Raw genomic sequence first — 21,377 nt, 5'->3', positions numbered from 1 at the left:
AATTTATTTATTACTTTCAAGTATGGTTTTGAAATTGTTTCTTAATATCTTATACAAATCTTCAATTTTACATTCTTTTAGTGTTGAAATCGACATAATCAAATCGTCAAAAAAGTTTATATCATAATTGTTTTTAAATGTTCTAGTGAATGGTCCGTCACTCTCAAGTAGAATGCGATTTAGCGGTATAAGCTCGATTATTTTTCTACCGTTTATACTCTTTATCATTTCATTGTTTATTGAAAAATAGTATCCATTATCTATAGCTCTTCTTGTATCAGATTGATTACCATTAAACCAATGTAAAATAACTTTTCCGTTAAATTCAGGTCCTATTATGTCTATTACTTCTCTCGCAGCTTTTCTCGAATGAATACTTAGTATTTTATTGCCCAAACGATGGCACTCTGTTATACACCTCTTGAAAAACTCTTGTTGCAGATTTTGATATGATGTGTACTCCTTACTGAAATCTAATCCTATTTCGCCAACATATCGTACTTTTTTAAGTTTTTTAAAAAACTCCGTTACTTGTTCAGGAAATTCATGAATCAATTCAGGATGTAGACCAAGGGCAAATCGAATATATTTAGTATCAGGGATATTTTTCCTAGCTTTTTCATATAATATTGGTAAGTTTGTTACGGCAATAGTATATGATTTACGTTCGTTAATATGTGCAATGATGTTATCTGTGTCTTTGTATAAATCTAAATGTACATGTGTGTCAAAGTGAAATTTGCTCATGAATACTCTCCAGTAATGCCTTTAATTCAGCCATTCCGCGATCATAAACCTTAACAAACTCAGAAATGTTTGTTGATATAGGTCCTGAATTTTGAATGTTCATAAAGGAATACTTTTTGTTATATTTTTGTAACCCCATATTATAAGACATTAAATTCATTCTTGCAGTTGGACCGTGTTCAAAATATAAATCTCTATACGTACTAGTGTCTAATATATTTGCCTTTCTTATTGAGGCCCTTCTAATTGTGCAGGGTAAACATGTTCCGCAATGTGCTGTATTCGATTCTCCATACAATCTACCTAAGTCTGGATGAGAACACGACATAGTATTAGCTAGATTCTTATTTAATAAATCTATGTTTTGGCACTCTATAATCATTTCACCTTTTGTCTTAAATTGATAAGGGTTTTCTAAGTTAATATTTATGTTCAAATTAGTAAGTAGATTTTGTAAAAGTTTCATGTAATATGGATGCGTTGTTCTAGTGCTACTACTTCCTAATCTAGAATTAGTGAGTGGGATATTTAACGATATATATCCATTTTCAGGGATTAGTAATGTCATTCTTTTTTGCATAGCTGTCCCTAATAGAATGGCATGTGCGAAGAACATTAAAGATCTAGTTCTTGTAGTGTCCTCTATTCCATTTTTTGCACTAGCATAAAAGCTATAAAAAGCATGTGAGTCTAAATTATAAGTCTCATTAAGTGAGGTAAATAAAGCATTTTGGTACTCTCGAACTCCCTTACCTCCACCATAATGACTAACAAATAATGTTTTATCATCAGGATAATTTTCAATTGCATCTATTACACCTATAAATGAATCTAATCCTCCTGAAAACATACATAATTTTTCGTACTCGTATTTTTCCTCTGCTTTCAATATCTCTTCTTTGAATTGTCTTTCTTTTTTTGTCAATCCTCTTTCTCTGAATTCTATTTCCCAATTATCCCCACTTAAAAAGTTTAAGATAGACTCTATTAAAGCTTTATTTTGCTCCCACTTTTGGATTGATAAAACCGGAATATGAAGTTTTATATTTCTTTTCCAGGCATTCTCACCATAATCTCTAAGTAAAATTCTATCTGCCCCAAATACTGACAGTGATATGTAAAATAAATCTAAACCTTCATCACTGAAAAAGTTTGGTAGGGATTTTAAATTTTTATCCCAAAAAGTATATGTAAATATAGAATTATCACTTAAGTTGTAATCTATATAATCATTTTCAACTTTGTACGTATCTTCACTATCTATTCTAATTAAAAGCTCATTTTGAATCATAGATAATCCTCCAATACTTCATAGCACTCTTTATAAATGCCTTCAAACACATCTTCTATACTACTTTGATTATAATCTATGTTTTTAAAGTCAATATCTTGTAATTTAACATCTGTATGCTGGATAATATATTCCTTAACTTCTGATTCTTTTTCAATAGCAAGATTGGTGTCAGAAGCATATTGTTCGAAACGACTTTCTAAATCATTTAATAATCGTTCAAATATAAAGCTAGAAATAAAAGTGGCCATAACTGTATCAAAAAACTCTTGATTTAAAGAATCTAAAGCTTTTATATCCATATCATTTTGTTCTACAAATTCATAGAGTTGAGAGAGAGCATCAATTGAAGCTTTTCTTGCTATTGCGTCTTCTTTCAAATTTGATTCTGGAACTAAGACATTAACTAGAGTTGAAAATAGTTCCTCAACTCCTTTTCCTTTAAAATTGACACTTATTCTTTGAAGTGTATTTTCAAGACCTTCAGAAGATACCGAAGATAGAAATCTTCCTAAATTAACTGCTGATTTAATACCACTTCTAGCTGTACTAGCAGCGTTGCTTGCACCACCTAGTGCTTTAGTATAACTCCGTAAAACCCTTCCCCTGTTACTATGACTTTCATTAATATATTGTGACATAGAATTTTTAGCAGCTTTCCATGGCGCTAATGGCTCTTTTCCTTGCTGTTCTTGATCCCCATTTAGCTCATTAGAATCAAAACCTTCTGGAAGAAGAGGATTATTATCTATCGGCCCTCTATATATACTAGAAGTTCCCATGTTACTTCTCTCCTTTTGTAAGTGATGTTTCTATAGCTGTGACAATTTTAGGATTTTCTTTTTTCCAGTTTTCCAATGTTTCTTGGAATAATGCAAATTGTTTTGTATGTTTTATATAATTTGTTATTAATGGTACTATTGGTAATTTTAGTTTTGATCCAGGTAATGAATTGAGATCATTTAATACTTGAGAATATAAAGATTCTTTGGTTTTTCCCCATTCTAAATAAGACCTAAAAATATCTTTTCCTATGTTAGATGTACCAATCAATTTTGTAAATAACATTTGTAATATTTCGACTGCCTCATAATCACTTATATTAATAGCTTCTTTAATTGCTGCATTTCTAGCTGCCTGACTTCCACTTATAAGTTGTTCAAATATTTTATTTGCATTGTGACTTAATTTTTTAAGTGAACTAAAACTTTTATTATTTAAGCTATCCCTTGAGAAATAAAAGTAAGGTGTTAAATCTACTTCGCCTATTTTCGGATCGATATTACACCAATCTTTAACCCAATTATCATCATTCCAGATTTTTAAAACATTTTCTTCACTTAATTTATCATTTTCCAATTCACCTAATTGATTGTTTAATTCTTGTAAATTACCTTGGAATTCAGCGATTTGTTTAAAGAGAGTAGGTTTAAAATATTCCAGCATCATTAATTTAGCTAAGATTTTTCTATCTAATTCTATTTTTTTATAAGAAGACATTTTTTCTCTCATAACTAACGAATTTAAAAACCTCTTACAATGCCTTGGATTACCATTTAGACCTTGCGCCAATACATCTGATAGTTGTTCTGCCACAACAATATCCTCTTTAACTTTTTCTGCAATATCAGGATATTTTTCATTAATCAATTCAAAAGAAATAGCAAATTTAAAGAAATTTTCGCTTTTTGCGTCATTAAATAAACTAAGTATTTTTTCAAATTCTACAGAGGTTAATCTTTTTTCAAAAAGTAAACAAGTTATATAGAATTTCATTTCTATGGAGCTTAATCTAGGAATTCTAATAGGATATTGAATAATTTTCTCTAAGTATTCTTTTCCAATATTAATTTGCTGTCCTTCTATCTCATCAAATTTTCGTTGTACAGCGTAAGATATATGCCTTTCATCGGCACCAATAATAAATACCGAATTCCCAGTAAATAAAAACAGCCTGATAGCTTCCAGTGTCTCTAATATAGTATCTGGACTACAGCGATCTAACTCGTCAATAAAAATTACCAATCGGTTAATTTTACTTTCTTCTAGTAATTTTGCAAAATTCACTTGAAATTCTTTTATATCTTCACGTAATTCTTTGAATTCTAACTCACTTTTAATAGCATCTAAAATTTTACCCTCTTCAAGGTCTGGAAAATTATCTGTAGAAACAGCACCCTTTACTTGATTAATTACCTCCTTTGTAGACAGTTCTAATAACGTGCCTATACCTCCACTTAATAATATATCTGCCCCGTATCTAACGCCTTTTTTAGCAAACTTTAATTTATCAATACTTTTATATAAAATGTTAATTGTCTTTTTGGCATTAGTAGATAATTTCTGGTTTGATTGGATAGCATCTAGAATACTTCCTACTAAAGCTGTTTTCGCATCTTCATATCCTTCAAATAACCAGCCATTAAAATTGAGACATACTGTTCCCTCACGTTGTTCGGCTTTTTTCATACTCATGCGAATTAAGCTAGATTTTCCACTTCCCCAGTCCCCATATACTCCAATACTTGATGGAAGTAATGTATCATCCTCAATTAACTCATCGAGCAATCCTATTAAATAATCAAAATCCAAAAAATCTAATTCAGTTTCACTATCTTTCCACATTTTAGGAACCTCTTTCTTAACTATGTAATTTTAATCTTTGCTACGATCCACTTTTTGTATTGCAAGTTGTAGGGGTGTTCTGTATGGATTGTATTTTTGGTTTCTATCAAATCCACATGTATTTTGTTCGTTTTGTATATCTTGTACTATTTTTTTTAATTTACCATGTATATTTTGGTGATAAATGGTAGTTTTATTTGTTTTCGTATCAAATATAACTAAATGCATAGGCACTTCTCTTGGTAAGTAATAATTAAATCTTTTGTATGTTGAAGAATTTGAAATTAAATCTAAGTATTTTAAAAATCTCTCAAGCAAAAAATATGATAACAGAGTACTCACTATCTTTTTTATTTGATTTATATCAATAATTTTTAAATCACGAGTATTTTTAAAACAGCTATCCAACAAGTCTTCTAGATATGTACTATAAAAACCTTTTGTGTAAATTGAAAATTGCTCATTATAGCTCTCAAAGTTAAATATTTTTGTTTTTTCTGGTGATTCTCTTACAGTATGTGATAAATTGATTCCCTCAAACTCCTCTCTCCAAAAAGTAAATGCTGTAGCAAACTTGCAATATGTCCCATTTTCAAGTAGCTCATTATTAAGGTGAATACAGTTTTTATGCTTTTTTAGATAGCTTTTGAGTAAATACCTTTTAATAGCTTTATAAACATTTCTAGAATGGATATAAATTTCAAAAAGTATTGCATCTATTTTATCCTTTTCCGCCAAGTTATGGAACCTATTCCGATAATCAAAAATATTATTGTAATTGTTTAAAGCTTTTTTAAAAGAGTTTTTCGAAGATCTTGAGTTATGATTATATTCCACTTTTATAGTTTCCATACTACTTAAGCCTGTATCTAAATAATAGTTTTTAGTGTAATTTATTAATAAAAATAGGGCTGATTGATTGTATCCTTCATCCATTCGAAAAATACGCTGAGGGTGAATAATTACTGGGGTTGCTTTTTGATGTTTATATATTGTAAGTAAGTTTAAAAGTTCTTTATCTTTAATAGTGAACTTTTTTTCCCAGCTATTAAAAATGGAAATTACATTTGTACTATCCAATAAACTAGTACCACACTTACAAGTAAAGGGAGGGTTAGGATTATTGAATAACAAATATTCACCTAAAAGAGAATCACATTTTTCGCAAGAGTCTATTAATGCTATATTCGGGTGAAAAACACAGTATTTAAATAAATTCAATTGATGAAATATACTATGAAAACCACTTTTAATACAGTTTGGACAATAAGTAACTTGTTTGTTGATAAAATAGTTGTGCGACGTACCAATAATCGGAACTAATTTTTTAAAGACCATTGTGTCCCTACTGTTCAGATTTACTCCTAATAAATCAAGGGACTTCTTTTCATCTATGCCAGCTAAACTTGTAAGATCTCTTAGGTAAAAACAAGCATTTGCAATATGTTTTATATTATGAACATGCTCGTTTCCAAAAATATGCAGTATATCATGGTTGCTTAGTGCATTAGAAAATTTAAATCTTTCAAATACACACCAATTGGATATATAACTATGTATCCAGTCTCTTTTCCAAACGAACTCCTTTTTATCCATATTACCCCCTCCACTTTAATCAACATCTAATAAAACTAACTCGGATTGAAAGTAACCAGAATTAATTATTGCTTTTTTTAAAAGATTTTTGTTTAGTAGTTGAACATTCTCAGCAAAAAAACCATAATTCTTCAAGATATATTCTATAGACAGTGTAACGTATTGCATTGGTATTTCCTTGTTGTGTTGTAATCCCTTCTCTAATTGTAGTTCTAGATATACGTCATAAAACTCCTCTGCATAGTTAACTAATCTAAACCCGTTTTCAAAATGGTCCCTGTAATAATACTGTGTAAATGACACATCTGAACTAACAGGAAACTCAGTTCCTTCATCATATTGCCCCAGTAATATTTTAAAGTCTTCGACATCTTTTAACCCATTAAACTGATAGCTATCACTCATAAATCTACCTACTATCTGAAAATCCTTATTTTTAATGAATCTTTTTCTGCGGTCGATTAGTTCATCATGTCCTACTAAAATAGTAGTTAATACAATCCCATATTCATCTAATTCATTATATATATCCATTAACCAGTCATATTGGATGGCAGATAGTTTTTGCGCATCATCAATAAAAAGAACAATTTTATTTTGTTTTGATTTTTCGGCTGCATTTATAAAAAAATGTTTTAAACGGACTCTTTTTTCACTTGGTCTTCCTAGATCAGGTGCAGCATGTCCAACTCCATCTAACAAATCCTCAAAAAAGTTACTTTCCCTAGCACTTTTATAGGTTCTACATCTAATGTGGAACATAGGAATATTTTGATTCAATTCATCTGGAAGTACTTTAATTAAATAAGAGATTGCACGTGTTTTACCTAAGCGGGGGCGACCATGAATAATAGCACCTGGAAATCTGTTATCAATCCAGTTACCTACTATATAACATAATTTATCAATTTCATTTGTGGCAATTAGATATTTTCCAGTGTCTACAGGGTGTTTTCCCAAAGGTACATTAATATTAGTTAAGTTCACCATAATATACACCACCTACAGAGTGATTGATTTTCTTTTATTTTTATTTTTATTTTTTTCTACGTTTATTAAATGCTCATAGTAGTTTGTTTCTGTGATTTCAGGATTGAAGATATTTAAACTACTTTCTTTATCTGAATTAGTTTTAGCCACTGTAGAATTTTTTTCTTTTTGAATTAACTTTTGCTCTATTATTAAATCGTGAGTTGATTTGAATTCATTGTTTTGGATATTAGTAGGTTTATCTTTAGAAATATCTTCAACCTTAGTAACCTTTCTGACATCAATAACTTCTTGGTGTAGTGATTGTTGTTCTTTTTTTAACCTAACCTGTACTTTCTTCTTCTCTTTATTTTTCGAATCAATGTTATATCTTTTTTTATAGGATTTGAATTCAGCTAATAGACTTCTAAGTTTTCTATCGTTAATTGCATTTTCTTCTAGAAAAGCTTGAAAAGCATCCATGGGATCTTCATTTTCAGTATAATGGAAATATCGTTCGCGCTTAAATTTATTTATTGCATCTCTTAATTTTAAGGAATGCTGCACAGTTCCCCAATAACCACTACAAGTTAATACCCCATATTTTGAGCCATCTTGTCTATAAATTACAACTGAACGAAGATCTTCAGTATTAATCAAGACAGTTACTTTTTCATTTACCATTGAAAAATCCATAGAAAGTTCAGGGTTAGAGTAACGTTCATGTTTATAATGTATATATGGCCTTCTGCCTTGTTCTAAGTTACCTTTAACTCTTCGTACACAAGTTATTGGAAATAAATTAACTAAGTCTCTGTTTTCCATTGGAATAGTAGCAATATGCATTCCTTGATTAATTCTACTTTCAAAGACCTCTAACGGAGTAAAGCCATCATTACCATCATGAGGTGTTGAATTGTAATTTGCTATAATTACATCACATAATTCCTCAATCGCATCTGAGGTAATAGAAAATTTAATTGCATTTTGCTCAGCATCTTTTCTTCTAGGATCCATTACATTACTTCCTGTAGTTGAGGGAAGCCTATGAAAACTGCTCTCTTCAATATTTCTGAAAAGACGTTCAACAATTGGTCTATTAACAGGAACTGCTACAGGTCCCATATTAATAGAACAACCTATTTGTTTTGTTAAAATATCTTTTATTTCTTTTGAAAGATGTGATTTTGCATTGTCATAACATATTTCGTCCCAAATACCATACTCAGCTTCAGAAAATTTAGATGACGGAAAGCCCGCATTTTTAGAATAACTTAATCCTGGTATAGTAAGTTCTTTAGGTTTCCAAGGTGAAATTGCAGATTGAAAACACATTTTTACATCTTCCAGGTTATATTCTTTATTGAATGATAAATGGTAACCTATAACAGCTCTAGTTGCTACGTCAACAACAGTTAGTAACCAGATACGATTTAGTATATCTATAATTTCATCCCCCTTGGGCGTTTGAAATACAATGGCTGTTATTACATCAAGTTTATGACCATCAAACTCTACTCTTTCCAATGGTCTAGTAATTGTTGAATTTGAGTTAATAGAGTTATTTACATTATTTAAAAGCATTGAGGATTGTCCCCCATTAATGTTAGCTACTTCCCGAATATAATTATTGGAAATATCTTTAATAAATCTTTCAACGGACTTTCGCGCCAAACTAACTGTGTTAAAAGGATACTCATTAGCTTTAATACCTAGTCTCCTACATTCATTAATAAATTTCCTATGCAAATTTTTATAACTAATTTTACGTTCTCTAGCGCTATTTTTTACTTTAGATTTATTAAAATACTCCTCTATTAAAAAAGTTTTTAATTCAGGGTAATTTTTCAAAAGTAATTGGAATGCACCTGAATAATTAGTTGGATTAATATTACAAATCAATTTACGATTATATGGAACAACAGTTTGATAATGTATCAATCCTCTATAACCTAGAATTTTGTTAGTGTCATCATACATAATACAGCGGGAAGCAAAACGATATATTTCACTCCTTACTATTCCTGTTTCTTCAACTATATTATCTATGGGAAGTTCGGTACTGAAAAAAAGATCAATTGCTTTCTTCCGCGAATTAAATGTTTGTAGTTCATTCACAGTCATATTCCCTGTATAAATATGTTCCCAATTTGAAATATTTAAATCTTTAATGGGTACTTTATCTGTTAGGAATCTTCGCATATCTTCCAAACCTCCATATTCTTCCCTAAATGTGTTGCATCTAAATCACAATTAATATATCCGTTATTTACAAGAATACATACAATTTTTATCAATTCACTTATTTCAATATTTGTTTCAATTGCTATTTGTTGAATCAATTTTGGTTGCCCCGAAATATGTTTTTTTACGATGTCTATTTTCTCTTGTTTTATTTCTGTTGTATTTTTAACTTGTCGTATTAAAAGCTTTAAGTTAGACAATTTAATAGGGCTGAGTCCTATTTCATATTCCGTCTTAATTAAATGAGTTGCTTGATTTGCTTTACACCAAAGTTGTTGTACATTTATTTGTTTCTTTACAGAGTCCTTCATTAAATCCTTTGAATATTTAATTTCAATAAAAAATTGCTTCCCATTTTTGTATCTTACCCACATATCTATAATAGAGAATTGTTTTTTATTATCTTCTATAATCTCCATTTTTATTGCTTGTTCACAAAAATCAATTATATTCGGATCGGTTTCTATTTGTAACCAATGCTGATATTCTAAATCGCTAAATAAATATACATTTCGTTTTAATTTAATGCTAAAAGATTCCCATCTGTTGTTACCATATCTTTTGCTAGCAGAAGTTATCAATGGTTTATACAAAAATATCACCCACTCATATAAATTGAATTTTCTGAAATTATTTTATATGGATATTCTTGTCTTTATTATACAAAATCCGGACATTCTTGTCTCTAAATTTAGACAAGAATGTCCAGACATAATTTTAATAAATACTATTATATCAAATAATATGTAAAATATTTAATGTCTGTAGATTCTTGTCCATATACAATTATTCTAGTTATTAAACCTGCACCAGTGCTAGCAATCGCTCTATAAAATCCCATTCCTCCAATGGAGGTAATGGCACCTACAGCAAAAGCTGTACCGAATCTCCCCCAATAAAAACCTTTTAGGTTTTTATGTTTAACTAGATAATTTAAAAGCATAGGCATAGCGTTTAAAAGACCTCCTGTAATTGCTGCACCTATCCACCAAGCTATCTCACCATCAGGGTCCACATTCATCACTGGATTATTATTCGCATAATTATAACCATTCAACGATAAGGGATTCATTGTATCACCACGTACTGGATCTAACGATAAGAACACACCTGTATCTGGATTATAGTAACGAGACATTAAATAGTATTGTTTAGTATTTTCATCATATCGATAACCTGCATAACGATAAGGATTAATAGTTGCCATATTACCTTTTTGGCTCATAATATTTCCCCACGCATCATATGCGTATTCAGCCACAATGTCACCGTTATTATCTGTTAATGCTAATACATCTCCTCGATAATTTGTTAAAATAAACTCTAATTCAACTAGTGCCATTTGATTTTGTTTTAGGTGATTTTTAGTGAATCTTTTCACTAGAACGATAAAGGATTTCTTGCTCCATTAAAGCGCCCTTTAATTGAATATCGATCAGCCTCTATTAGCTGGTTTCGCCTTCCATGAAGCCATGTTTCACTACAAAGAACGTAAGAAAATACGGTTCTTACATGGTAGTTATATAATTAGTTACCACCCCATAATACATATTCATATTTAGAGAAGTCCATTTGATGTTTCATAAACTTTTGAATGGAAGCTGCTTTTTTGTTAGTGAGTGAAAATGAGCCAATTACTGGATGTTCTTCTGATAAATTAAATAGTTTACGATATTCATTTAAAGGGATACCAATAAGTTCTTCCTCTCCTACAATTAATTTATCCTCATCATTCTTTTCTTTCCACTCGATTCTTCTAATTATTTCTTCTTCAGTGAGACAATAGGGTGACCTAGCATCCTCAACAAAAAGTCCATTAGCCTTCGCAAAGGAAATAGATGATGCACATTTTACACTTGAACCGATATACATGTAATAATCCCAACCGAAGTTCACAAAAAAGTTCCCTTTTGAATACAATTGACACCAACCAAAGTTCCTTAAAATCATTTTACAAATTGTTCGTATTTCGTTTGGATTTACTTCTAAATCTTCCTGTAGATCTAGTTCATCAAATGCTTTTTCATACAACGGCATAGACTTTTCTTCAGGTGAAATATCAAATTTAGATAATTGTAAAACTCTCAATTTATTAAGTCCGGATTTTTTTAAAAATGTTGATACGGTATTTAAATATGCAGATTCAACCCTGAAATACTCATCTAAAGTGAACTCTTTTCCGTCTATTATTTTTCCAATTTCAGAAGGACAAGTCCACTCTTCTTTTAATGTGTAGTGTCCATTATCATCTCTAAAAGCAGGATTGTATTTAGTTATTCTCCATTGAAAATTTATTTGATATGCCATTTTACCCCCCATTATTTCTTACTCTATGCTTCTCACACTAAACGCTCGGTTACTTTAAGTACAGAATTTCACAATCTCTTCTAAAATTTAGCATAGATTTCGCTTTTCTTTAACAGAGTTGCTCAACAATCTGGCCCTTTTCATGAAGAATGACACTTTCTTTATTTCAGAAAAGCGCCCGTTTGTGGCATAAAATTACAAGGTCACCGAAATAATCCACTTTATTATAAAGCGTAATGTTGACACAACTGTGCAATATAAAAAAGTTATCTTTTAGTAACTTAGAATTAGAATTTCTTTATTAATATTTAGAAAGCCAGTCAATTAATTGATCATAGTTACTGGAGAATATGACATTATCTTTAGTATTAGACTGTTCGAGGTGATTTAGAATATCCCCTTCTTCTATTAAAAAAGCAATCGCAATAGTGTTGTCTAATATACCATTTGAGAAAAATTTGTCTTTCCATAATTTTTGTACAGAAAAATGTTCTGGGGTATAACCTTTACGGTTAACTAACAACTTATACTTTTTTTCTTGTTTAATAAACGAATAGCATGTTTGCTCAAACGAATTAAACCACATGTTTACATCAGCGATGGTGATGTAACCTGTTAAATTAGTAATAATAATATCTTCAAAAACGGATGTACTTGTATTTTTAACATTTAATATAAAAATCAGCTCCTTAAAATCATTATAAACTAAACAATTATAAGTACATTGACTTAATATTTATTGCACAATACGAGAAAACGCTGCACTATTTGTTCAGCTAAGCCGTCCATTAGTGAAACAAGGTCCATCCCCTGTTACTAGGAATACCTCAAGGCTTATTCCGTTAAATGGCCCTTTAATGAAAACGAGAGCTGATTCTTGTTACAGAATCGCGCCCTATAATGGAATAACTAAAACATGACCTCCATTTAAAAAGGGCATCAAGGTTGAAACCCTGGTACCTAATACTTATTTTACTTTAGTTGTTTCCGAGTACTGTTCATCATTTACTTGCTCAAACCATTCCTGGTTTGCTTAAGTTGCTTGTAGCTGCTAAATGAACAGCTCTTCAACTACCCTGCTCTGTTGGTTTAAGTAGATTAGACTTAAGTCCTGAAGGGGCAAAGATATTGTTAGAAGAACTAAAAAAGAATAAAGCCGAGCATTAAAAACCTGACGCCTTAAAGGCGGCTTTTTTCTTGAAATCTAGTTTTCATGATACATTTTATAAAAATTGTTTAAGACGAAAATGGTCGAATACATTTTAATATCTGCTCATATCGTTAAATGAGAGGAGATGGGATTTATTAGAAATAAAGCCCTTATTGTAGTCTTTAGCATCATTGGCGTTCTTCTATTAAGCTTCGGATTAGCATCTTTAAATGGTTCTGCTGAAAAAAACATTAGTCCACCACAAAAAAATGCCGACGTTAAAATGATGGAAAAGATAGAAGAAAAACTGTCTGGAAAATATGACATAAGTGGAGTTAGTATTAAAATCCACGTTGATAATAATACAAAGGATATATATATAGGCGTTCTTGGAAGTCAAGAGTATTATGATTCAGTAAAAAATGAAGTAAAAGATATTGTGAAAAGTTTAATTAAGTCTACTAAATTTGAAGCTTATAATGTTAATGTGAAAAAAAGTGAAAGCCCAATGATAAACAAAGATCTGTTGGAAAGACATAATTTAATAAGTGAAATAGGTAAAACAATAGATAACGATATATCTAAGGCTCATTCAAGTTACTTTGACAGAGTAAATATGAGTATTACCCCAGCAGATTCTCCCACAGAACTAATTATTGAAGTAGATACATTCCTAGAAAGAAACAACCAAGAAGCTATTGGTAAGGAAATAGAAAATACAGTATATACAACGTTAGAAAAAAAGTTATTTTCTAATAAACTTGTAAATGAAAGTACCGTTAAAATATTCATCTATAACAAACATAAAGAAAAAATAAACACATCTTTTTAAAAAGATATCTACAGTCTGAGGCATCTAAAATAGATGCCTTTGTTTGTTTAGCTATTTGTGTATAGGAAGAGGAAATTACTTTACTAAACAGTCTGGCCCTATAACTAAAAAACACCCATTTCTACATGAGTGTCTTAATTGAATAAAAGTTTTTTAAAAGTTTTTACTGTATAAATCTTGTCTTAGCTTTCCGCTTAGTTGAGCGTATATCTTTGTAGTCTCACTCTTTTCATGACCCAGTAAACTTTGAATGACATCAATTGGCGCACCGTTATTAATCATATGCGTTGCAAAGCTGTGTCGTAATTGATGCGGATGTATACTCTTTTTTATCCTGTTGATACTTTTTTTTTCTAACCATATATTCCAATAACCGTCGTCGCTACTTATATCAGTGAAATATGTATGAGTCCACTCGTCTTTATACGGATTAGATACTAGTCCATAATTATTTAAAATCAAAATACGTTCTAACCCCCTTTTTTCACTTACGGCATACAATCCCCTTTTCTTAGCCGTTAAGTGCTTAGAAAAGAGGATTGTATTGTTTATAAAAATGCTTATTGGATTCGTTAAAAATGCTAGCGCTTATATTCGGGCTGTTCTAAAATAATCGGATTCGGATTGCTAAGTACCCATTGCACTGCCAACTCGCATAGTCTCGCAGGTTCCTCATCTCCATCGCTATTGTGAATTTCTTTCGCTAAAGTGATAGCCTCCTGAAGTGCAGCGGGATGTAATGGCGTACCAACAGCCCTTTATTCCTCGTTTCTTCTACAACATAAACAAAAATACCCTATAAGATGACCTCTTTGAAAGTGTCTATCTTATAGGGTACATTTTAAAACGTAAACTTCACCTTTTTTCTAATATTTTTACACTAACTGCAGCATACGTAATTATTACTTTTTTCAATGAATCCCCACAATGGATAAGCTACTTCTATGTCTTTTTGTAAACTTATTCCTTAGCGTTCAGATTTAGCCTCTCTGAAGATTATCTCAAGGAAAATTATTAGCAGTTATACTATTGCGAATTTCACGCTTATTTTTCCGGTGAATAGATAGTATTACTATTTCCATCAATAATTAACACTGATTTTCCTGGTATTGTCTTGCCTTGATAGTTAAATTCATCTTCTGAAAAATTTGCGACTACTCTTAATGCTTCACCATATTCAGTCATTTGAACGAGTCTATCATCTGATATAATTTTAAAATCTGTCATTTCTTTCGTTATTGCTTTTTTGCTAAAATTTGACCATACCTTTGAATGCTTTACAATTGTTTCTTTTTGTTTTTCCCACTCGTGTTTATCTATATGATATAAAGGAGGAACATTATAAAGTATCTCATACAACATTCTATTTGTTATTTCGTCTTTAAATTTTAAGGTTCCCCATCCCCACCAATGAGTTGTGATCACTGAATCGTTGTAAACCAACTTATACAATGGGATCGTGTAGTTTGAATCCAAAAATAACTTCTTGTACTTATCCTTTAGTGGTATTTGTTTAGAAAACATTTCGGGAACTCCACCATTACTCGAATAGTATCTCCCTACGTAATACTCACTTTGTTTGTTTTTTGCCATATCCTCGTCCATCCAAGAAAATGATGGCGTTTCTATTCCATGTGCAAAGGCAATAGATTTGCTAGCAAAATCATTTCCGCCCTCAGTTCCTACTACCATATCCCATTCTTTTTGCAGATACTCCATTCTCTTAATCCTAGCCTGGATATCTTCCTTTTCAGTAGTAATATGTTCTGGCGAATAGTCATCGAAGATTTCTCCAGTGCCATCTGTGTCTAAAAACCATGAGTTAAATGCTAAGCCAGTATTTAAAATCGAAGTTACTCTTTCTTTTACACTAGGCATTGCAAGCGTCGGATTCAACTTTCTGCCTGCACCTTGGAATCCTTCAATCTTTTCTCCATTTTTATTTGTGACAGTTGCATTCTTGTAAAGTGAAGCATCCTTAAACTTAGCAGTTTCCCACTTCTCTTTACCTGGTTCATGGATTGAATGATATGAATCATAGGTACCAAATAGATAGCCGAATTCTTCTGCATCTTTTACTAACTCAGGTTTAATGAATCCTTCCTGCCAATCATCCAAGCCGATCCACATATGTTCTAGCCCAGAATCCTTCATGTCCTTTATCACATCTACAGTATTAGCATCTGCCCACTTCTTTATTGGGTCAACTACATCTCCAAGTATGCTTTTTAATAATCTCTTATTTAGGTCAATTAATTCAACGGGATTTAATTTTTCTATTCCTTTGTTTAACAGCCTCTGAGTATCTTTATCTGTTTCAGTAAATACTTCCGGATTATAGAATTCATTTAGTTGCATTACTGCACTTAAGGATTTTATTATTCTTATCTTATTGTATATATCTACATAATCTAAGCTTTTTAAATCTTCAAAAGCTGATGAAAGCTCTGATCCATCCTCAACATTAGTAGTTAATAGCCTCTGAATCCATAATTTCAGTTTTTCGGGAAAAATGTCTCTCAGCTTTGCCCATTTAATATTTTCTTCTGAAATCACAGTTCTGTCCCAAAAATAAGCATGAGGTGCTCCATAAAGCTTTTCAATATTACTATTTTCTTTAGCCTTATCCGCCAAGCTTTTGAAGTCCCCCTGTTCAATCAAATAATTTTTATAGGTTTTTGCAACGTCTACTGGATTTTTTTTCGTTAAATATATTCTGAAACCATATTCCTTCTCTTTGTTAATAGTTGGAAACTCATGATTAAAAGTAAACTCAATATCGTTTTCTGTATTATAAACAATTTCACTATTATAAGGGTTTTTAATTATATATACTAGTGAATACCTACTTTTATCAACTGCAAAAAATTGCATAGATAAAGCCTCAATTACCTTCATTTTTTCTTCACTTAAGTAATTTTTCCAAATTGAATCATTGCTTGGAATATACTTCCCTTGATTTAATGGGAGCATATATCCGTCACCTTTCACTTTTGGCCATGCAAACATGTTGTCTTCATCCTTGCTGGATTGTATGGTTACATCAACATACTTATCTTTTTTTTCGATATCAACCTTAATTCCCTGTTCTGAATAGGTCCAGCTAATGTTATCTCCACTGTCTTTTAAATTTGAAACTTTCATTTTCCCCAATGGTTCAGATAATTTCTCAGTAATTCCATTGGATTCCACCTCAAGCGCAAGTGTCTCAGGATCCACACTAAAGTTAAAGTCTAAATTATTTACTTGTGGCTTACTCTCTATCCCTGTATTAATTTTTTCTTTCTTACATCCCGTAAGAACGCTTGTTAATATTGCAGCAATTAACATGATTGATAGAATTTTTTTCATGTAACACACCTCCATACCTAGTGTAATATCGGTTTGTTACACGAATGTCACAAAAAAAATCTAACTTATTATTTTTTAATTCAAAAAAAAGGCAAGCCCAAATCCTTAGTAGCAAGCTCCTTATTAGAAATCTCGTCAATCAGATTTTGGTTGACCGTCACATCTTCCCTCATTCAGGGTCAGTTTAACTCAGTGACCCCTTTTATAATTTCTATTCTCAGATAAAGAATAAAGACCCAGTTCCAAAATCCACTTCAATTATTTCCGATATGAAAAATTATTGATTGCCATTAAATTTAACTTCTGCGTTACAATCCTTGACCCTTATTACCTTTACACCTAACTCTTCTAGCGCTTCTCTGCTGCATCTGTTGGCTTAGATTAGATTATTGTCTGACAATTTGAAGTGCAATTAATTGTTACGATGAATATTTTATTCGTCTTAAGGAGAATCTAGATTAAACGATAATTAGTATTAATTCCCTTTTGAACGATAAATTATAGGAAGCTTTTATAATAAGAAAGTAGTGACCAAGGTATTTATATTATGTAAACTTTATTTGGCGTGGAGGAGGGCTTGGATACGAAAAGTTTCCATCCCAGTTGTATAAGGACAAGAACTTCCTGACACCCTCTCATAACACTCCAAAAAATTAAGTATAGTCTTAACATAAAAATCCATTAAAATTAGGCGATTTTCACACATTTAAAGTCTATATTATTTAGACAGAATCCAAGACACCTAGTTAATCCTAGATGTCTTTATTAATTTTATTTATTGTTCCTGTTTACTATTAAACTATTGGATGTTACTTAAATTAATTGATGTTCTTTTTCTAAATTGTAAAATGTCAGATAGTTTTGGACACTTGAGACAAGATCTCATCTTTTTTTGCACGATCTTACTCCACGCTTTTTATTTATCCCACACTCTCATTTGCTAGTACTACTATTCTATTACCAAATTAGCTGTTTCACTCGGATGGTTAAGAGGAAAATGATGACCATATGGGACAAAATCAACCTTACCCAGGTGCGAAGGAGCAGAATAGCCTCTGTCATAATTCCCCCAAATAATGCGAAGATTATACTTTGTTACTTCATTGAAATCAGGTTGAACGTTTTTCAAAAGTAAACTGTTAAGCTGAACCGTAGTATTTAAAATTCTAGGAGAAGTAAAACTTTTACTTATTTTTTCAATATAATGTTTAGGGATACTCTCCGTATTTTCAAATAAACCATTACTTAATAAATAACGCTCTATCAAATTAGTAGTAGACAATTTCAATGTCCATTTGTTCATAAATTGAGGAAAATTTATCGAGTTAGCATTTTTTTTAGCAACAGGTGGCTGAAGTAAAGTAATTGTATACTTCTTATCTATGTACTTTTGTACTAATGCTTCCAAAAGAATATATGCACCAAATGAATGGCCAATTAGATGTGCACCATTAGTAGCTTTCTCCAATAACTCTTTCACTACATTTAAATAGATATTTAAAAGATTTTTCTCTCGTTTAAAAGGAGAACGTCCCAAACCTGGAAGATCCATGATCCATACAGGCTGACCCGTTTTCTCATGAAGCTCTTTCCCTAAAGGAAATAAATCCTCTCCATCACTTAATAAACCATGTAATAAAATGAAAGGTTTACCCTCTCCTTGAGATTGGTAAATGGTAGTATTATTACATAATGTTCGTTTAAATAAATGACTATGCTGGCCATTTTGATACATCATGCGATAATCCAAATCAGCTATTACGGCTGGGAAAAATTTCATTACATTCGTCTCCTTAAACCAATCTTCTCCCATAATCTTTTTCACTGAACCATTTGAAAATGTTCGATTTGTAATAAAATTCAGCCCATCAGTAGGAATTTGGGTTATTTTGCTTACCCCACTATTCATAATTGCTTTCATAAATGGCAATGGTGCAGAAATTTTAGGTGCAGTCATATTCATACTTTCTGACATAGCATCTAATAATTCTGAAATATTTTGATCTTGTTGTTTATCTTCAACAAGTGTATATGTTTGTATAGTTGGTTGCTCCAATCTGAAAACCTGCACAATAAACTTTGCTAGCTCATCGTTTGCAATAAGTGGTAATCTATATTCCTTACCTCCAGGAATCACTGGCATGAGCCCTTTTCGCATACTCATCACAAGCAAGCCTAAGCCTCCTGTTTGCTCCGTACTCCCTGTTTTACTACTACCAACTACAGTTGGTGGATTAATTACTGATAGCGGATAACCTACTGTTGATGCTTGCTGACGGATATAAAGATCTGCTAAAAACTTTGTTCTCTCATATGGATTTTTTATTTTCAAAAAATTGTTTCCTTCTTTAAACACATCTATCGCAATCTTGCTATTTTTATCATCAAAGGGACTCATATAACCTACAACATGAATAAATTGTTGCAATCCCTTCAATTGATGAATATTTTTAGCGAATTCACTAATATGTTGGGCACCATTCAAAAATACGGAAGCTGCCTCTTTGCTTGTCGCTTGAATATCCATGGGGCCTCCTGCGTGAATAATCACATCCGTTTTCAATACCCACTCCTTATCTTCAGCACTTAAACCTAAGTCTATTTTAGTCAAATCACCTTCAATAAAGTGCATAACTGCCTCTTTTAAGAGGCCTCTTTCTTGAAAAATGCGTGTTGCTTTACTTTTCGATCTCACTAATAAAAGAATTGTAACCTGCTCTTTGGCTAATTCCTTCACTAATTGCTTTCCAATAAAACCTGTTCCACCAGTTAAAAATACTGTTTTCATATAAATCCTCCTTTTAGTACTATTCAGTACTAATTTGATGTAAAAAAAATGCTTCTTTTATCGAAGCAAGTTAAAAAAATGATCTGCTGTTTTCATGATTACAGTTGCATCCTTCAGTGTTTCTGAAATAAATAGCGCTCCTTCAAGATTTGTAATAAAAAGAGATGCAACCTCGTCAATATTAATTGTCTTTCTAAATTCACCATTCTCTACCCCTTGTTTAAGTAATAGAGAAACTTTTGTTTGTAATCCTATAAAGAAAAGACCTATTTTTTCTTTTACTTTTGTGGCATTTGTAGGGCTTTGAATATAAAGTGTAATAAATGGACAGCTCCCCTTATACTCTCTCGTCTGAACTCCTTGTGATAATTGCTTTAAAAACAGTTGGATACGATCTTCAACTAATAATTGGTTTTGAGATAGTAAGCCATCAATTGCAGATTGATACATTTCAATCCAATAATCAACGACCCCTTCCAACAATTCTTCCTTATTAGAGAAGTGATAATACACATTAGACTTTGAAACTTTGCTTACACGAACTAGTTCATCCATGCTTGTATAAGCAAACCCTTTTTCTAAAAATAATGTTGCAGCTACTTCAATCACACGTTTTTGATTCATTAATTTTCCCTTTGTCATAATTAGTACTGTACAGTACTATAATAGGTGTTGCAAGTATTTTTGTTAGTTTAATAAAAAAATTGATCAAAAAAGCTATACTTTAATTGATTTTACTGCTAAAAATTAATCTCATTTTGAACAAAGTTGAACTGAACCCCAAAACTGTTTGGGATGGCTTGCAATTCTTCACTTGTGTTTTAACGCTAGGTTCATATATTTTTGAAAAGAAAATAAATATGTTTTTTTTTGGAAGATACATACGAATTTATTTTGAAGTCACTAAATTGTTTAGATGAGATGCTTTTATGCCCATTTCAGTACAGCATATTTGACATGCTACATCAATTATCTCAATAAATGGAAAACGATTTCTGTTTGATCCTGATCATCTTCTACATGTACAGCTCCCAAAATAGCCATAACATCATAAATTTTCCTGGTTGACTTTAACTTTTTAATTTCTAATTTAGAGTAATTATTGGAAAAAATAATTAAAAAACATCCCTCAATCCTTATCTAATAGCAACTTCAAAAACTCCATTTTGAAAAAAGATTGTTCAAAATGGAGTTACTCCTTTTAAATAAGTATAAGTTTTTTATAAAAAAGTTTGATCATTTTCCAACTATGTTGTTCAATAAATGTGCCCGATTGTTGTATAAGATGTCCTCACATTCCTCATATATATGATACAACATTAAGCACAAAAGTCTTCCCAAATACAATTTTGGGAACGGGGTTGGATTATAATAGCATGGGAATGAAAATTGCCAAATGACGCTTTGGGAAGGTTTTTACTTCATAAAGAATTTTTGATGCACCCAAACAGAATCATAAGGAAATCAATGCAAGCAT

Annotated in this window: 15 protein-coding genes; 1 reads left to right on the top strand and 14 read right to left on the bottom strand. The window is 31.2% G+C overall.

Going from position 1 to position 21,377, the window contains the following annotated elements; all coding sequences use genetic code 11:
- Nucleotides 1–3: 3 nt before the first annotated feature.
- From qatD to GJU32_RS07235, 10 genes are all read right to left on the bottom strand, one after another.
- The gene (qatD, locus tag GJU32_RS07280) at nt 4–747 is read right to left on the bottom strand and encodes a Qat anti-phage system TatD family nuclease QatD (RefSeq protein WP_155591262.1); all 744 of its coding nucleotides are present in this window, start codon (nt 745–747) and stop codon (nt 4–6) included.
- Nucleotides 728–2,038 (bottom strand): Qat anti-phage system QueC-like protein QatC, encoded by a 1,311-nt coding sequence (qatC, locus tag GJU32_RS23335; RefSeq protein WP_155591261.1) that lies wholly within the window; start codon nt 2,036–2,038, stop codon nt 728–730. The genes qatD and qatC overlap by 20 nt, the downstream gene beginning before the upstream one ends.
- Nucleotides 2,035–2,820 (bottom strand): Qat anti-phage system associated protein QatB, encoded by a 786-nt coding sequence (gene qatB / locus GJU32_RS07270; RefSeq protein ID WP_155591260.1) that lies wholly within the window; start codon nt 2,818–2,820, stop codon nt 2,035–2,037. The genes qatC and qatB overlap by 4 nt, the downstream gene beginning before the upstream one ends.
- A gap of 1 nt (nt 2,821) precedes the next feature.
- The gene (locus GJU32_RS07265; protein WP_155591259.1) at nt 2,822–4,663 is read right to left on the bottom strand and encodes a KAP family P-loop NTPase fold protein; all 1,842 of its coding nucleotides are present in this window, start codon (nt 4,661–4,663) and stop codon (nt 2,822–2,824) included.
- A 30-nt stretch (nt 4,664–4,693) separates the two neighbouring features.
- A complete protein-coding gene (locus tag GJU32_RS07260) occupies nt 4,694–6,259 on the bottom strand; it encodes a hypothetical protein (RefSeq protein WP_155591258.1) in 1,566 nt (521 codons plus the stop codon).
- 15 nt (nt 6,260–6,274) lie between these two features.
- On the bottom strand, nt 6,275–7,249 hold the full coding sequence (locus GJU32_RS07255; RefSeq protein WP_155591257.1) for an AAA family ATPase: 975 nt from the start codon (nt 7,247–7,249) through the stop codon (nt 6,275–6,277).
- A 12-nt stretch (nt 7,250–7,261) separates the two neighbouring features.
- Nucleotides 7,262–9,439 carry a DDE-type integrase/transposase/recombinase gene (locus GJU32_RS07250; protein WP_155591256.1) on the bottom strand — a complete coding sequence of 726 codons (2,178 nt, stop codon included), beginning with the start codon at nt 9,437–9,439 and terminating at the stop codon, nt 7,262–7,264.
- The gene (locus GJU32_RS07245; protein WP_155591255.1) at nt 9,415–10,065 is read right to left on the bottom strand and encodes a TnsA endonuclease N-terminal domain-containing protein; all 651 of its coding nucleotides are present in this window, start codon (nt 10,063–10,065) and stop codon (nt 9,415–9,417) included. The genes GJU32_RS07250 and GJU32_RS07245 overlap by 25 nt, the downstream gene beginning before the upstream one ends.
- Before the next feature lie 137 nt (nt 10,066–10,202).
- Nucleotides 10,203–10,814, bottom strand: a complete 612-nt coding sequence (locus tag GJU32_RS07240; protein ID WP_155591254.1) for an RHS repeat domain-containing protein — start codon at nt 10,812–10,814, stop codon at nt 10,203–10,205.
- 185 nt (nt 10,815–10,999) lie between these two features.
- Nucleotides 11,000–11,779, bottom strand: coding sequence for a DUF7683 domain-containing protein (locus GJU32_RS07235; protein WP_155591253.1), 780 nt, complete (start codon nt 11,777–11,779; stop codon nt 11,000–11,002).
- Between the two features lie 1,295 nt (nt 11,780–13,074).
- Here GJU32_RS07235 and GJU32_RS07230 point away from each other — a divergent pair.
- Complete coding sequence (locus GJU32_RS07230; RefSeq protein WP_155591252.1) at nt 13,075–13,761, top strand: hypothetical protein; 687 nt, start codon at nt 13,075–13,077, stop codon at nt 13,759–13,761.
- Nucleotides 13,762–13,914: 153 nt separating this feature from the next.
- On the opposite strand, the gene GJU32_RS07225 is transcribed toward GJU32_RS07230, so the two are convergent.
- The 4 genes from GJU32_RS07225 to GJU32_RS07210 all read right to left on the bottom strand — a co-directional run bounded on the left by GJU32_RS07225 (nt 13,915) and on the right by GJU32_RS07210 (nt 20,524).
- The gene (locus GJU32_RS07225; RefSeq protein WP_420798375.1) at nt 13,915–14,151 is read right to left on the bottom strand and encodes a tyrosine-type recombinase/integrase; all 237 of its coding nucleotides are present in this window, start codon (nt 14,149–14,151) and stop codon (nt 13,915–13,917) included.
- Nucleotides 14,152–14,805: 654 nt separating this feature from the next.
- Nucleotides 14,806–17,112 carry a glycoside hydrolase gene (locus GJU32_RS07220; protein WP_155591251.1) on the bottom strand — a complete coding sequence of 769 codons (2,307 nt, stop codon included), beginning with the start codon at nt 17,110–17,112 and terminating at the stop codon, nt 14,806–14,808.
- Nucleotides 17,113–18,061: 949 nt separating this feature from the next.
- Entirely contained in the window at nt 18,062–19,900 is a 1,839-nt protein-coding gene (locus GJU32_RS07215) for an alpha/beta fold hydrolase (protein ID WP_155591250.1), read from the bottom strand.
- A gap of 57 nt (nt 19,901–19,957) precedes the next feature.
- Nucleotides 19,958–20,524, bottom strand: coding sequence for a TetR/AcrR family transcriptional regulator (locus GJU32_RS07210; RefSeq protein WP_155591249.1), 567 nt, complete (start codon nt 20,522–20,524; stop codon nt 19,958–19,960).
- Between the last annotated feature and the right edge of the window lie 853 nt (nt 20,525–21,377).

The organism is Lysinibacillus cavernae, from assembly GCF_009724685.1.
GTDB lineage: Bacteria > Bacillota > Bacilli > Bacillales_A > Planococcaceae > Lysinibacillus > Lysinibacillus cavernae.
This window is presented reverse-complemented; position numbering and strand designations above follow the sequence as displayed.